We start from the raw sequence: 15,378 nt of genomic DNA on the forward strand, positions 1-15,378 counted from the left end.
CCATCGAATGAACGATCCATCCAGCTCATCCGCCTGCGAAACCGCTCATCCGGGCCGTTTGGTCATCATTTCGGGGCCCAGCGGCGCAGGAAAGTCGACGGTCGTCAAGCAATTGATGAAACGTTGCGACGTGCCGCTCCAGCTCAGCGTTTCCGCGACGACTCGCGAGCCACGTCCGGGCGAAAAACACGGACGAGACTACTTTTTCCTGTCCCATGAGGAATTCGAACGCCGCCGAAAGCTGAACGACTTTGTCGAATGCAAGCAAGTTTTCAGCCTTGGGCAGTGGTATGGCACCCTAAAGGACCAAGTTGCCACTGGCCTGAATGCCGGGAAATGGGTAATTTTAGAGATTGATGTGCAAGGTGCGATGGCGGTCCTAGATGACCCTCATTACCGCCCCGTGACGATCTTTGTGCATCCCGGCAGCATGGAAGAGTTGGAGCGACGGTTGCGAAATCGTGGCACCGAATCAGAATCTTCTCTGACTGCTCGACTCGAAACCGCCGCGGCCGAGATGCAATGCTTGAGCCGCTATCAATACGAAATCATCAATGAATCGGTCGACAACGCTGTCACCGAAATTTGCCAGATCTTACTGGATCAAAGGAAAACGACGCCGTGCTCGAAGAACTGAAAGAAGAAGAAATCGTCAACAAGATCGGTGGCCGTTTCAAACTCAGCACCTTGATCCAAAAACGTCTCGTCCAGCTCAACCAGGGCAGCCGAGCGTTGGTCAGCGTGGACACGCACGACAAAATGTCGATCGTGTTGCAAGAGATTGTCCAGGACAAGATCTTTCTGAACATGGAAAACGAAATCGAAACGGTCGACGACCTCGATGCCATCGTTGCGGCTAGCGAAGCTCCTGAACTGGATCCTTCGGACCTGTAATGGAACCCAAGACGCGGCGGATTCTGTTGGCGATTGGTGGTGGAATCGCCGCGTACAAAGCGGCCGACCTGTGCAGCAAATTGGCACAGGCTGGCCATCAAGTTCAGGTGGTCACGTCTCGGGCGGCCACCGAATTCATCGGTGATGCGACTTTGGCGGCGCTTTCGGGCCGTCCGGTCGTTCATGAAGTCTTCGATGCGAGATTTCCGCTGGGCAGCCACATCGAGCTGACGCGAGAAATTGACGCGATGGTCGTTGCACCCGCGACCGCGAATTTGATGGCTCAATTCGCTCAAGGAATGGCGTCAGATCTGATCAGCACGCTGTATCTGCAAAACACCAGCCCGGTGTTGCTGGCACCCGCGATGAGCGATCCAATGTGGAACCATGTGGCGGTCCAGCGAAACGTGGAAATCCTTCGAGAGGATGGTTGCCATCTGGTCGGCCCCGAGGACGGTTGGCTCAGTTGCCGAGTCAAAGGCACCGGTCGAATGAGTGAACCCGTCACCATTTTGAAGACGTTGGAAACGTTGTTCTCCGATCGTGCAACGCAAATCGACTGAACGTTGATGTGCCGTGCGACAATGCGTCACCAGTGAAATCGGTTGCAGGGTGATTTGGGCGTGACATCGCAAGCGAAATCTTTGGCACAATTCGTGCCGGCATTTGGTCTAAGATTGAATGGTCGTGCATTTGGAAACCGATCCATGTTTGAAGTGGGCTGATGCTCACTTGGGCAGACGCGGGTGGCTCGGTTCAGTGATGGCGGCTGGCTTGGGATCATCCACGCGGGAAGCGCTGCATCTCGCGTTTCACCATCGAGTTATTGAATAGTCTTCATGACGGTCCACGTTTTTGGTCACCGCAATCCGGACACGGATGCGATTTGCAGTGCTTTGGCCTACGCTGATTTTCTTCGTCGAACCACTCGACCTGACGCGGTGGCGGCCTGTTGTGGTCCACCCAACGAACGAACCGAATTTGCGCTCCGGAAAGCCAAGCTGGCGGCGCCCAAAATCATCATGGATGTCCGGCCGGAGCTGGAGGATATCTGCAATCGAGACGTCATCGTCGCTCGAACTTCGGACGTCTTTTATGAAGTCTACGAACGGATGGACGAGCATGAGCTTCGCTCCATTCCGGTATTGGACGACAACGATCAGTTGATCGGATTGGTCACGCTGCTGGATCTGTTGGAGCTGGTCTTCCAAGGTGGTGTGGATCCATATCGATCTCGAGAGGTCCGCACCAACCTCGACAAAGTCGTTTCCGTCTTGGGCGGATCGTACCAGCACGCGGTCGATTCGAGCCTCAATGAGGACATGATCCTGACCGTTGGTGCGATGAGCGCCGGCGGATTCTGCGAGCGCATGAAGCAATTCCCGGCCGACCGGTTGTTGGTCGTCAGCGGTGACCGGCCGACGATCCAATTGCCCGCTCTCGAGATGGGTGTGCGAGGATTGGTGGTCACCGGAGGCTATGAGCTCTCCAGCGGTTTGATGGAACTCGCGCGCGGACGTGGCGTGACCGTCATCAACAGCCCGTATGACACCGCGACGACGACGATGCGGATCAAAGCCGCTCAGTTGATTGAAGAAGTCGTCAATCGAGATTTCCTGGCGTTGTCCGCGAAGCTTCCTGTCGCAGCAGCCAAGCAACAGATTTATCGCTCGGCGCAGACCGTGTTCCCCGTGGTCGACAACCAAAAGCTGATCGGGGTGTTGAGCAAGTCGGATATGGTTCACCCACCCCGGCCTCAGTTGGTGTTGGTGGACCACAACGAAATCGGACAGGCCGTCGAAGGCGCGGAAGATTCTGACATCGTCGAAGTTCTCGATCACCACCGGCTTGGTGGCTCATTGAAATCGACCGGACCCATTCGGTTCATCATGGATCCCGTCGGGTCCACGTGCACATTGGTGGCACGCATGTATCGGCAGGAAGGTTTGGATCCTGAACCCGGCATCGCGCTTTGCATGGCATCGGGAATCATCAGTGACACGCTGTATCTGCGTTCGCCGACAACAACGGACGTGGATCGCGAATTACTGGAATGGTTGCAGGGTTATTGCAAAGTGGAGTTGGCGGAGTACGCCAATGAATTCTTCGAGATCGGTTCGGCACTTCGATCCTGCACGCCGGACAAGGTCGTTCGCGAAGATTGCAAGCAGTTCGAAGAGAACGGACGACGATTTTCGATCTCTCAAATCGAAGAGATCGGACTCGATCTGTTCTGGGAACGCCAAACGGAACTCAGTCAGGCTTTGGTGCGATTGTCGGAAGAAGAGAACCTTGAGTTTTCAGCTTTGTTGGTGACTGATATCTCGAGCAACGGAAGCTTGTTGTTGATGAGCAGCGAACCGGAAGGTTGGGAGGAGATCAACTACCCCCAGCTCGAAGACCGATTGTATAAATTGGAGAACGTCGTCAGTCGCAAAAAGCAGTTGTTGCCGCTGATCAGCAGCCTGTTGGAAAATTCACCTGGACCCACGTGAGTCTGTCATGCAGTTCCGCATCGTGCATTTGATCTTGGTGTTGACGTGGGCTGCGATAGTTTTCTCTTTGGTGCGATTAAACCCCGTGTTCTGGGTGGCTCTCGGGCCGGCGACCATTGGACCGCTGGCCGGACGAGCCGCTTCGGGAACCTTGGAAGGCATGGTCCTCGGGTTTCTATCCACCATGTTCTGGTGCTTTCTCGCATCCATTTTCTCGGGCATGGTATTGATGTCCTTCGCGGTGGCGGTTCACTTGCAAGGAATGGGGCTGGACTCGATGCTGGGGCTCGTCATTGGCCTGACCGGGTTCTATTCTCTCATTGCTTTGTTCGCTGGATACATTGGCGGCCGCATCGCGATTTCTTGAGACGGCAAGCTGCCGCTGATGGAGCAGTTGGTCTGGGTCTCGTTCCACGTTTTCTCTCTGGTGACAAACATGACTCGATGGCCCGGTGTGAAGCTCTTTGATTTGTCCGGCCGAACCGCCCTGATCACGGGAGGCTCCAAAGGGTTGGGCGAAGCGATGGGTGCCGGGCTCGCATCCGCCGGCGCGAACGTTTGTTTGGTCAGTCGCAATGAACAACAAGCGTTCGAGGCGGCAAAGAAGATTGCTGACGAATACCCGGTTCAAGCAATCGGCATCGGGGCGGACGTGACCGTCGAAAGCAATGTTGCTGAGATGGTGCAGCGATGCGTCGACCAGTTTTCTCGGTTGGATGTATTGATCAACAGTGCAGGAATCAATGTGCGTGGCTCGATCGATGAGCTGACGCTGGAACAATTCCGGCAGGTTCAGGCAACGAACGTGGATGGCATGTGGTTGTGTTGCAAGCACGCCAGTTCGGTGATGAAGAAGAACGGTGCCGGCCGAATCATCAACCTGGCCAGCACGCTCGGTTTGGTCGGGTTGGCCAACCGAACTCCGTACGCATCCAGCAAAGGTGCGGTGGTGCAAATGACACGAGCATTGGGTTTGGAACTGGCCCCAGACAATGTCACCGTCAATGCCATTTGCCCCGGTCCGTTTTTGACTCCGATGAACGTTCCAATCGCGGATACCGAAGAAGCCAAACGGTTCATTGTCGGTGCGACCGCCCTGGAGCGTTGGGGACAGATGCAAGAGATCCAAGGGGCTGCGATTTTCTTGGCCAGCGATGCTTCGAGCTACATGACGGGCAGCATGCTGACGGTCGATGGAGGCTGGACGGCTCGCTGACCTGGAAAACCGCGGCGTGAGTTTTGAGTTTGGGTTTTACTTCTAATGGCCAACGGCCAAATTCAATTCATAACGTGTGGGTTGATGTTGGCTGTTGGCCAACAAAACCGACTGCAAAAGCGCAACTTCAAAACTTGCGCGGCCGGAATCTGGGGAATGCCTCGCTCACGCGTCGGGTTTTCACTTCGACGGCCTTGGAAGGCCCCAAGACCGATCTTAGCGGCGGTAAGAGTGAACGCCGACGTCGGTCAGCAGCGTTCCCATCGCTCGGCTGATTCGAACGAGCGACAAGCTGTAGTTCGTTTGGTCAACATGCAATTGACGTTGGGAATGAAGCAGTTCCTCCGTTGCGTCGATCAAAAACTCCAATTGAATTTTTCCGGCGTCATAGAGGGCCCTCGAGGAAGCGAGGCGGTCTTGCCCCGCTTCAACACGGGCGAGCGAATTCTGCAACGCGGCGAAGCTGGATTGGCTGTTCGAAATCGCGTCGTGAATTTCAAACGTCACCGCGTGTTGTTGCTCTTCCAGGATGGAGCGTTCACGGTGCAGTTGCAGTTTGGCATTTCGCACCGCGGCTTTGGCTTGTCGCCTCAAAGGAGCGACACCCATTTCGACGCCGAATTCCCACTCGGTGTGATCGAAAGAGAAGAAGTCGTCGGCTGCACTGCTGAAACGTGGGCCATCGCCCGTCAGGTCGTCGCCAAAGCCTCTCACTCGTGTGCGACCGATCATGTCCAATCGTGGAAGTAGGAAGTTTTTGGCAGCGACGAGCCGGAGGTTGTGTTGTTGGACCTGCAGGCGTTGACGCCTGAGTTCGGTTCGGTGTTGGAACCCGCGAGCAACGCTGTCATCGATCGCGAATTCGAAGGGGGCGACCGTGAAACCGTCGGCTGGTCTCAGGAGTTTGCCATCAGCGATGGGCAGCCCAATCATCCGCCGGAGTGTTCGTTCAGCATTCCGGATTCCCGTTTCGCCTTCGCTGCCGCCTAGTGCAAGGTCCGCTTCGCGTTGATAGCGGTAGTACTGCGCTCGCGTCTGAGCTTCTTTGTAGGCTTCGCCGCCGATCAGTCCGGATTGTTTCTTTGACAGAACCGTTTGCCAGATTTCGTACGAGACGTCTCGAGCTTGGCGAATGCTTGCGTACGAATGATAGAGTCGCTGAAGTTGCCAATACGCGGTGTACAGTTCGAGGAAGTAGTCTCGCAACTGAATTTCAAAATCGGCTTGGCTGATTTGGGAATTGATTCGAGCGATCCAAATACCGTTCGAGAAGTTCAACCCGGGGCGAGCGTTGGGACCCGCGATGAGATTGAACGTGCGTCCGGCACCCTGCAGCAACGGTTGACGGACTCCCAATTCCAGTTGGGTCTCCCAATAACTTGGGAAAGAGTTGCCCGCTCTATTGTTGCTGTCGTACTGGTGGATGGATTGCACGTCCCACTGGGTGCCCCATGTGTTTCGTTTTGTCCAACCAGATTGGAATTGGGCGTAGTCTTGGACCAACTCTTGAACTTGTCCGCCCAACGTGGCGTTGTTGAAAACGCGGTCGTTGTTTTGGGTGTTCAGCGAGGCACTGAGTTGACTATCGAACTCCGCTAAGGCAGCCTGCGGTCCAAACATTGGGTCGGTCGCTTGGATCGCGGTGTCGTAGGCTGTCGTGACGGAGGCCGGTGCTTCGAGGACTCGTACACCAAGCGATCGAATGACGTCGCTGTTTTGCAAAGCCAACGTGATCATCTCGGCTTCCGTCAGATCCCAGAACTCCGGCGACAGGGATGCGTTTGACAACGGAACAGATGAAGGCATCGCCGGGGTGGCGATGTCCAGTTGGCCAGATTGTTTAGCGGAGGCCAACTCGATCAGACGTTGCGTGTCTCGTTTGCCGCCGAACGGATCTTGCGAGTTGGTGGGGGCTGACTCGACGTGGTCATTGTAAACGTGGTGCTCAACGCCGGCTTGTTGCGTGGCGGTCGGGATTCCCAGGCGAACGGCCGACGCTAGATTCGTTCGATCGTTGATTTCGCTTGGGACTTTGATTGAATTGGCAACGCGATCGGGCATTGGTTGATTGGATCGGCACCCGATCGAGGTGAATGCTAAGGCGAACACCAACGTCCAACATTGCAATGGACTATCCCAGCCACCGTGACAATGGCGGTTGCAGAACGTCGAATGACTGCGTTGCAAATGCATGCGTGGACAGACGGTAAGGAAACCTACAAACTTGGTGGGACGCACTCGGAATCAAACTCCACCGTGTTATCGTCGCAAAGCGAACACGCCAGGCACTTTGGACCCCGACGCGTGTTCATCCGTCACGACCGTTGACACCCCCCGACCCCCGGAAACCAATGGCATCTCGCGCTCGATCCGTCACTTTGGTCTCGCTGATCCTTTCGACGCTTCGTCATCGTCAAGCTGTGACGGTTGCGGTGGCGCTCGGGGTAGCGACTGCGACCGCGGTGATCACGGGAGCCTTGTTGGTGGGCGATTCCATGCGTGGCAGCTTGAAATCGCTGACGGTGGAGCGGCTCGGGAAGATTGAATCGATTGTTTCGCCTGGAGCCTTTTTCCCGTTGGCGGATTTGTCCATCGAAGGCGAATCCATCGGTCAGGGAGAGACGGAAACAACGGGCACCACCGCGAAGGATTCCTTTGTGACGCCGGTCATTTTGTTTCCCGGTGGCAGTATTGAGGCGGATGTCGAAGGTTCGGATCGACAGCGACGCATCGGCGGCGTTCAAGTTCTTGGGATCGACGAATCGTTTTGGGATTTGGACGTGACCGGGATTCGGCCGGAGGCGATGCCAGGAGAAGAAAGCGTTGTCTTGAATCAAGCCGCTGCGGACGAATTGAAAGTTTCCGTCGGCGATCAAGTCACATTGCGATTGCCGGTTGAGGGTGCGGTGCCGGCCGATAGTCCGCTGGGGCGTCGTGAGATCCAAAGCGAAGGTTTGCCTCGCATGAAGGTCGCTGCCATCGTGCCCGATTCCGGACTGGGCCGATTTTCGCTGAGTCCCAACCAAGCGGCACCCAAGACGGTTTTTGCGTCTCGCACAGTCATCGCAGACGTGTTGGACCGCGATGGACAGGCGAACGCAATTTTCCTGGCTCGCGAAATTTCTGGGGATGACGTGAGTTGGTCGTTGGAAACGCTGGGATGGAACCTGCAACACATTCAGCGGGGTGGTGAAGAAGGCGGCGAGCCAATCATCGACTACATTTCGCTGACTAGCGAGAACCTGTTGCTGAAGAACGATGCGGTCAACGCGGTCATGGATGCGTTGCCCGAAGGCACCGTGACGCCGGTGATGACTTACCTCGCCAATGCGATCGAAAAGGTCGATCCCAAAACCGGCGAAGTGATCGTCAACGAACAATCCCATTCGGTTCCTTACAGCACGTTGTCCGCCATTGATGACGGACCCACGTTGCCGCTGGACTATTCGTTCCAGGAGCAACCGACGACGGATTCGGGCGAAACCCCGATCGTGTTGAATGATTGGACCGCGAATCGTTTGGGTGCCGCAGTTGGTGATCAAGTTCGCGTGTTCTTCTACGAACCGGAAGTTGAAAACGGCCGCGAAATTGAACGGTCGTTCGATGCGGTGGTGACTCAGATTGTTCCGTTGACGATCCCAAGCAAGCCTTATCGCAGGAACCGGGAAGCTGTGTTTGACGAGCCGATCACTCGCTACAACGATCCGGCGTTGACGCCCGATGTTCCTGGCGTGACCGATCAAGATTCGATCGGCGATTGGGACTTGCCGTTTCAGTTGGATCGCAAGATTGAACGTGAGGACGATGCCTATTGGAACGAGCAGCGGCTGACCCCCAAAGCGTTTGTTCCGCTGGACGTCGGCCAGACGATCTTTGGAAGCCGCTTTGGGCAAACGACTGGTTTGAGGTTGGATGCGAGTTTGGCCAAAGACATGCCCGCCTTGCGAGCCAAAATCCTGGCTGCCACTCGCGGCGTGCAGAGTGAGCTTGGTTGGACACCGCGATCCATTCGTGCCGAACAGTTGGCGGCGTCCAAAGGCACCACACCGTTTGATGGTTTGTTCTTGGCTTTGTCGTTTTTTGTGATCTTGGCCGCGACGATGTTGATCGCTTTGCTGTTGCGATTGGGCGTGATTCAACGACTCAGTGAGTTCGGCACATTGTTGGCCGTTGGATTCACCCCGCGACGAGTGATGAAGTTGGCATTGGGTGAAACCGCGGTGACCGCTGCGTTTGGAACACTGCTTGGAATCGCGGGCGGAGTGGCGTACGCGTGGGCGGTTCTGTGGGCGCTCAAGTCATGGTGGGTCGGAGCGGTCACAGTTCCGTTTTTGCAATTTCATGCGACGCCGATGTCGATCGCCTTGGGAGGGATCCTCGGTTGGTTGGTGTGCATGTTCACGGCGGCCTGGACGCTGCGTTTCTTGTTGCGGTTGAACCCTGCTGCGTTGGTCGGTGGTCGCACCATGGATTCATCGCATGCTTTGAGCGGCGGTGCGAAGGCCAAGAATCCCAATGATGGCAATGCATCGAAATGGGTTGCCACCGCGTTGTTGGTGCTCGCGTTTGTTGCCGCGATCGCTGGAGCAATGGGCGGCGGTCAACAAGCGGCGGGCGGCTTCGTTGGAGCAGGAATGTTGTCGTTGGTGGCGATTTTGATTTGGGTGCACCGATCGCTTCGCAGACGAGGAGATTCCGGTGGGGCTCGCGGTGAGCAAGCTTCAACCGGTCACACGATGCGAACACCGGGGCTGGGCGGTGGGTCGCTGAGTTCACTGGCGATGGCCAACGCTCGTCGCAGTCCCCTCCGCAGCACGCTTGCGATCGGGTTGGTTGCGACGGCGGCTTTCTTGATCTTGTCGATCAGCGTGTTTCGATTGTCGCCGACGCGAGAAGGGACCGGCGGCTTTGACTTGATCGGACAAACGGCCCAGCCGCTTCACCAAGATCTGCGTGCGGAGGACGTGCGTGCGGAGTTGCTCGGTCGAGACGCCGAATCGTTCACCAAAGACAACGTTCGCGTCGTTCCGTTTCGGATGAAGGGTGGCGACGATGCGAGTTGCAACAATCTTTATCAAGCGATGCGTCCGACGGTCATTGGATTGTCAGATCAAGATTCGCTGGACGGTTTTGGTTGGGCGAGCATGGAGGCGGACTCGTCGGAGGCGACCTGGGAGCTGTTGGATGTTCCCGCGGCCGGAACGGTCGAGGATCCGGTGCCGGTCGTGATTGATCAAAACACCGCCATGTGGAGTTTGCAAATGCGTGGTGGTCTGGGTGAAGTCAAAGCATTCAACTACGGCAGCGGTGATGTGCATTTTCGAGTGGTCGGTTTGTTGGCGGGCTCGGTGTTGCAAGGCAAGTTGATCATTGGTGAACGAGCCTTCGAGAACGTCTTTCCGAGTTCTACTGGTTACCAGTACTTTCTGTTTGCGATGCAAGGTGGGGACGCGTCGGAGTCCGCTGCGAGTGAACTTTCAGACCGCGATGACGAAGTCGATGAGATCGCCGAAGTGTTGGAGTCGCGTTTGGTTGACGCTGGCATGGACGTGCAACGTGCCGACCATGTGTTGGCGGGATTGCTGGCGGTTCAAAACACGTATCTGCGAACGTTCCAAAGTTTAGGGGCGTTGGGATTGTTGCTTGGAACGATCGGTTTGGCGGTCGCTCAATTGCGAAGCGTTTTGGAGCGTCGCGGCGAGTTGGCGGTGATGCGAGCGGTCGGGTTCACTCGTCAGCGTTTGGCAGCGTTGGTGTTGGGGGAGAATACGTTCTTGCTGGCTATCGGGATTGGATGCGGAGCGGTGACCGCGATGATGGCCGTTTTGCCGTACGCTTGGTTGTCAGGAACCAACATGCCGATCATGGAACCGCTGGGGATCTTGCTTGCGATTTTGTTGTTTGGGACCTTGGCCGGTTTGGTGGCCGTTTGGAAAGTGTTGACGCTGCCGTTGATCGAATCGTTGCGAGCCGAAAATGCAGTTGTTGAACTTTGAAAACGACCCTGCCGAAGATTCATCGATGCTCGCCCGCAGGCAACTCGCACGTGATGAGGCGATGTTGCAGTGGGCGGACCAAGTCGTCGGCGAAGACCAGTCCACGACGATGGATACTGATTCGTTGCGGTTATGGCAGTTCGATCAGTCGACCGTCGTTTTGGGACGCAGTTCCAAAATCAATGAAGAAGTGAATCGTACGTGGTGTCGCGAGCGTCGAATTGAGGTGCTGCGACGTTGTACCGGAGGCGCTTCCGTGGTCGGCGGACCAGGGTGTTGGATGTACAGCGTGGTGCTGCGGTTGCTCGATGAAACGTCGATTCGCAAGATTGACGTTGCGCATGATTATGTGATGCAGCGAGTTCTCGCGGCGGTCCAGTCACAGTTGCCAAATGCGGAACGAAAAGGAATCTGCGACCTGACGTTTGAGAACCGAAAGTTCTCCGGCAACAGCTTGCGTGTGGCGCGGCATCACCTGCTTTATCATGGCACCATCTTGGTTGATTCCGATTTGGATCTGATCCAGTCGTGCTTGGATTTTGCACCGAGACAGCCGGAGTATCGTCAGCAAAGAAGTCACCGCGAATTCATCGGGAACATCAATGTCGATGTTCCGCAGTTGACTTTGGATTTGGCGGAGCAATTTGGGGCGTCGTCCAAGCCTGACTCGTCGGTGGTTCGATCCATCGAAGAAGTGGCTGACGAATTGTTAAGGACGCGTTATGGCACCGAGGATTGGCACGTTCGGCGTTGATGGATGCCGCGGAGTGTGGTGGAAAGAGTGTCCAAGATTGCGAGGCGTTGCCATTGTCAGGGCGTATGAATTGGTTATCTTTACACGACGATCTGCACATTTTTTGTCGCCATTGCACCCTTTCGTGAAAGGATTCTCATGAAGACCCGCATTCCATTGAGTAAGGCTGAGGAAGAAGCCCGACTGCGCCGTGAACGTCTCGATCTGAGCATCGCGGAAATGGGTTTGACCGTTCGAACCACAAACTGCCTGGAAGAGACCGGCATTTTGACCGTTCGCGACCTTCTCAACGCGACGCCTCGACGTTTGTTGAAAATCAGCAACTTCGGCGAAAAGACTCTCGAAGAAGTCTACGACGCGCTTGAGCAACTTGGGTTTTATCGCCCTGGCCGTCAGGCCGTTTCGACCGCTAACTGATTGCTACGGTAGTCCTTTGTGAGACGATCCTGGTCGAGAACGCTACTGCGTCCCTGGAGTAAGAAACGGGGACGCCGTTCGCGGACCGGGGCCATGCGTGGCATTCTTGGTGAACTCGCGTTCTACCTTGGATTGATCCTGCTGGGCGTTTTTGTTCTGGCGTTGGTCATCGTTTCGTCCGCGATGATGTCTCGTATCGGCATCGATCTTCCCGAAGAGGCCCGTCGGGTTCTGGAGTCCAACCTGACTCAGGGTGGCGGAAGATGGGGGCGATGGGTGGTTGCGGTCGTTTCGGTTGCTTCCATCGCGTCTGGAGTTTTCGGGCTCGGTTACCGATTGCTGCACCTTGGATTCAGCCAAGAGCGTCTTTCGGCCAGTCGGAAACGAGCAATCGATGAGACTCGATCGTTGGCCGGGCGAGATTCGGCGGCCGAAGAGTCTTCGCAATCGTTCGAACCGGAATTCGACCCTCAGGAATTTCCCGAATTACCAACGGTTCCCCGTCGCCAGGGAATGAATGAGAGTCCCGGCGAGCGGCTTCGCTTTCGGTTGGCCTCGATCTCGACCGGACGGATGAGTGTGTTTGGTTCCGCGGCGCTCGCATTGGGCTGGAATTGCCTGTGTTTGGTGCTGTTGGCGGTGGTGGTGTCCGGTTGGTGGTACGACATGCCTCGGCCCATTTTGGCGGTGCTGATGGTGCCGTTTTCGTGTGTTGCGGTTTGGTCTCTGCGGGTGTTTTTGAAGCAGGTCCGGCAGGTCGCCGGGGTCGGGGCGACGGTGGTGGAAATCAGTGACCACCCGCTGCAGCCCGGTGGCCAGTACGAGCTGTTTGTCTCGCAAATGGGCAAGATGCACCTAAAATGGCTGAAAATCGAGTTGGTTTGCGAAGAAGAGTCGTTTTTTCGCCAGGGCACGGACGTTCGCAGTGATCATCATGTGGCACTGCGGCAAGAATTGCTGAAGGAAAAAACGGTCCGTGTTGACCCCCGCGGGCCCTGGGAGCAACAATTGTCATTCGAGCTGCCTGAAAACGTGATGCATTCATTTGCTGCAACCAACAACGTCGTCAGGTGGCGACTGCTAGTTTCCGGAGAGTCCCGTCCGTGGCCATCGTTCTGCCGAAGTTTCCCGCTGCTCGTCCATCCGCCGCTCATGTCGCCTCCCGACAGCCCGCGGTGAATGTGTCGGTCTGTCGTGATGACGGATCTTATGCGGCCGGCTGCCAGTTGAAAGCAGGCTGGCGTATCAGTCGGGTCGAACTCGAGGAATTGCAGAGCGTCGAGATCTCGGTGCTTTGGCACACCGAGGGAAAAGGCGACGAGGACCTTGGAGTCCATCACTTCCAGCGATACGACCGTTCGGATCTTGAGCGACTCCCGCTAAACGACCGTCACGAGATCCAGTGTGTGCTGCCGGCCTCGCCGCTCAGCTATCAGGGCCACCTGATGCAGATCCACTGGAAAATTCGCGTGCGAGTGTTCTTGGCCGACGGTCGCGAGATCGTCGCCGAGCAACCGTTTTATCTGGTCACGCACCAGCCGGAGTTGAATCAGGAATTGATCACCGACCCGGTCCCGCTCGAGCAGCGTCATGATGCACCTCAGCGAAAATCGCTCGCAGCGAAACTTCCGTCGGTCATCTCACGGCTACGCGGCCGTCGCCCGCGGTCCTAGCGGCTCGTCGCAGTAAGGGGACGGCAACACCAAGTCGATTCTGTTTTGCTGCTGATTTCAGGGCCCTCAGCAAGTGCGGTGCCAACCTTCGGAAGCCGTCGAGGCACATTCAGGCTGAAATCGTCAAGCAGCGAAGTGGCGGCAAGTTGCAGGTCTGAGTATTGGGCGGTGTGTTTGGCTTGCCGATCGATCAATCTTCTTATTGAGGCAGTTTTCCAGCATGGATTTTCCGTTGCGAACTTCCATCTCAGCAAAGGCACGGTAGAGCTGCATGGAATCAACCTCGCCTAAGCAGGTCGGCAGGAATGATCAAGTACAACCATGTGAGCCGTTTGGGCGTTAGCCCCGGTTGTGCGTGAAAACCGTGGCTAACGCCAACGGCTCAAATACCCGATGAAACCTGCGTACCTGCTTAGAAGAACAAATCAGAAAGGTGTTGGCTTCGCTTCCACCATTGACGTTCATGCGGCGACACTTCGGTCCAAACCCTTCGACTAGAAATTGTCGTTTGGTGATTCATTGGAAGACTGGTCCATCGTGGCGTCCATCGCCGCTGAACCGGTTGAAGACGATCCAGGAGACGATGTCGCGGAGACTTTGTTTTCGGATCCGCGTTCGTGCCGTCCCCACCATCGATCGGCCTCCTCGATCGTCCATTCGCTCACAGCTTCACATTTCGAGATCAGGATTCCAAGGTCACGCGCCGTTTGCGGTCGCTTCGCACGTGACTTTTCCAGCCACCCCATGATCGCGTCTTCGCGTTGGCTGGATACTTTGACGTTGCCGCGCCGCGACAGGGGGACCGGCGTTTCTTCGATGTGTTTTTGACACAGGTCGACCAAATTGTCTGCTTCGAACACAGTTTGCCCGCTAGTAAGAAGTAGCCGACTGCACCGACGGCATAGATGTCGCTGCAAGCGTCAACGGTCATCGGTGCCTGGATGGACTCAGACGACAAGTACAGCGGCGTCCCCGACATCGAGCTCCCTTCGTTCGCGGGTGATCCTTCGCTGCGGTCGACGGTTTTGACCAAACCAAAGTCCAAGACCTTCACCACATCAGGTTCACAACCGCGCCGATTCAACATCACATTGGCAGGTTTGATGTCGCGATGGACCAACCCTTGCGAATGGGCTTCGAACAGAGACCCGCAGATCTGCAGCAGAATATGAATGGCCCGGGCCTCGGATTGAGTCCCGTAATTGTTGACCAGCTCTTGCAGGTCGATGCCGTCGAGGTATTCCATCACATAGTAGAACACTCCCTCGGGAGTGCGACCGTAATCGTAGATCGCGATTGTGTTGGCGTGGTTCTATTGGCAGGTGATCTGGACCTCTCGTTCGAACCGAGCGATCGAGGTGTCGTTCACTTTGTCGGCGTGCAACGGCCTGATCGCGGAGGGACGGCGCAGCATCGAGTGGTGGCCTTTGTACACGACTCCCATCGCGCCTTTGCCGAGTTTTTGATCCAGTGTGTATTGGCCCAATTGTTGAGCTTCGATCACCGCTTCCCGCGATTGCATCAGCTGCCATGGTCGTCAGCGGCAATTGAGACCGGCGACGGTCGGGGCGAAAACCGCGTGTCATATCACCGCCGGGGTCTCGCACGGACGTCTTCAGAATGGAATGCGAATGGGGTTGGTCCGGCAACACTCCCAACAGGAAAAGCTCTTCGTCAAAGCGGCTGTTGCTGATCATGATGCCGTGTTCGTTAAAGGCATAGGTTTCACCCGATGCACCCGTCCGACCAAGCTGAAGGATCGGAATGAACTCGCGTTTGGGACGAATCTGCAGCGCGAGCACCCCCACGACCTGAGAGGTTGTGGAATTTTTTGATGCCGCTTTTCGGCAGATTGACTCACGACGCACCTCTCCCGAAACGAAGTTTGGGGAGAGGTCGAGCGACGCCGCTCAGGCGTACGCGAGGGTGAGGG

Annotated in this window: 14 protein-coding genes; 11 read left to right on the forward strand and 3 right to left on the reverse strand. The window is 56.2% G+C overall.

Features of this window, described 5'->3' with window-relative positions; all coding sequences use genetic code 11:
* Positions 1-7: 7 nt before the first annotated feature.
* The 6 genes from gmk to B2R17_RS25330 all read left to right on the forward strand — a co-directional run bounded on the left by gmk (position 8) and on the right by B2R17_RS25330 (position 4,605).
* Positions 8-637, forward strand: coding sequence for a guanylate kinase (gene gmk, locus B2R17_RS25305; protein ID WP_286766191.1), 630 nt, complete (start codon positions 8-10; stop codon positions 635-637).
* Positions 622-894, forward strand: a complete 273-nt coding sequence (locus B2R17_RS25310) for a DNA-directed RNA polymerase subunit omega (protein ID WP_007326729.1) — start codon at positions 622-624, stop codon at positions 892-894. Before gmk ends, B2R17_RS25310 begins: the two co-directional genes overlap by 16 nt.
* The gene (locus B2R17_RS25315; RefSeq protein ID WP_286766192.1) at positions 894-1,457 is read left to right on the forward strand and encodes a phosphopantothenoylcysteine decarboxylase; all 564 of its coding nucleotides are present in this window, start codon (positions 894-896) and stop codon (positions 1,455-1,457) included. The genes B2R17_RS25310 and B2R17_RS25315 overlap by 1 nt, the downstream gene beginning before the upstream one ends.
* 276 nt (positions 1,458-1,733) lie before the next feature.
* Positions 1,734-3,389, forward strand: coding sequence for a putative manganese-dependent inorganic diphosphatase (locus B2R17_RS25320; RefSeq protein ID WP_007332016.1), 1,656 nt, complete (start codon positions 1,734-1,736; stop codon positions 3,387-3,389).
* A 7-nt stretch (positions 3,390-3,396) separates the two neighbouring features.
* Positions 3,397-3,756, forward strand: a complete 360-nt coding sequence (locus B2R17_RS25325) for a hypothetical protein (protein ID WP_286766193.1) — start codon at positions 3,397-3,399, stop codon at positions 3,754-3,756.
* A 69-nt stretch (positions 3,757-3,825) separates the two neighbouring features.
* Positions 3,826-4,605 (forward strand): SDR family NAD(P)-dependent oxidoreductase, encoded by a 780-nt coding sequence (locus tag B2R17_RS25330; RefSeq protein ID WP_286766194.1) that lies wholly within the window; start codon positions 3,826-3,828, stop codon positions 4,603-4,605.
* Positions 4,606-4,821: 216 nt separating this feature from the next.
* Here B2R17_RS25330 and B2R17_RS25335 read toward each other — a convergent pair whose 3' ends face one another.
* Entirely contained in the window at positions 4,822-6,798 is a 1,977-nt protein-coding gene (locus B2R17_RS25335; protein ID WP_286766195.1) for a TolC family protein, read from the reverse strand.
* 158 nt (positions 6,799-6,956) lie between these two features.
* Between B2R17_RS25335 and B2R17_RS25340 the strand changes: the two genes are divergently transcribed.
* The 5 genes from B2R17_RS25340 to B2R17_RS25360 all read left to right on the forward strand — a co-directional run bounded on the left by B2R17_RS25340 (position 6,957) and on the right by B2R17_RS25360 (position 13,445).
* Complete coding sequence (locus tag B2R17_RS25340) at positions 6,957-10,601, forward strand: ABC transporter permease (protein ID WP_286766196.1); 3,645 nt, start codon at positions 6,957-6,959, stop codon at positions 10,599-10,601.
* Positions 10,582-11,355: a lipoate--protein ligase family protein gene (locus tag B2R17_RS25345; RefSeq protein ID WP_286766197.1), complete on the forward strand. Its 774-nt coding sequence runs from the start codon at positions 10,582-10,584 to the stop codon at positions 11,353-11,355. Before B2R17_RS25340 ends, B2R17_RS25345 begins: the two co-directional genes overlap by 20 nt.
* Before the next feature lie 138 nt (positions 11,356-11,493).
* Positions 11,494-11,772 carry a DNA-directed RNA polymerase subunit alpha C-terminal domain-containing protein gene (locus B2R17_RS25350; RefSeq protein WP_007326741.1) on the forward strand — a complete coding sequence of 93 codons (279 nt, stop codon included), beginning with the start codon at positions 11,494-11,496 and terminating at the stop codon, positions 11,770-11,772.
* 93 nt (positions 11,773-11,865) lie between these two features.
* A complete protein-coding gene (locus tag B2R17_RS25355) occupies positions 11,866-12,951 on the forward strand; it encodes a hypothetical protein (RefSeq protein ID WP_008660608.1) in 1,086 nt (361 codons plus the stop codon).
* A gap of 2 nt (positions 12,952-12,953) precedes the next feature.
* Complete coding sequence (locus tag B2R17_RS25360; RefSeq protein ID WP_037249510.1) at positions 12,954-13,445, forward strand: hypothetical protein; 492 nt, start codon at positions 12,954-12,956, stop codon at positions 13,443-13,445.
* Between the two features lie 682 nt (positions 13,446-14,127).
* On the opposite strand, the gene B2R17_RS25365 is transcribed toward B2R17_RS25360, so the two are convergent.
* Both B2R17_RS25365 and B2R17_RS25370 read right to left on the reverse strand, forming a co-directional pair.
* Complete coding sequence (locus tag B2R17_RS25365) at positions 14,128-14,706, reverse strand: serine/threonine-protein kinase (protein ID WP_286766198.1); 579 nt, start codon at positions 14,704-14,706, stop codon at positions 14,128-14,130.
* A gap of 51 nt (positions 14,707-14,757) precedes the next feature.
* On the reverse strand, positions 14,758-14,967 hold the full coding sequence (locus B2R17_RS25370) for a hypothetical protein (protein ID WP_286766199.1): 210 nt from the start codon (positions 14,965-14,967) through the stop codon (positions 14,758-14,760).
* Between the last annotated feature and the right edge of the window lie 411 nt (positions 14,968-15,378).

The sequence above is a fragment of the Rhodopirellula sp. UBA1907 genome, assembly GCF_002337565.1.
GTDB classification, from domain to species: Bacteria; Planctomycetota; Planctomycetia; order Pirellulales; family Pirellulaceae; genus Rhodopirellula; species Rhodopirellula europaea.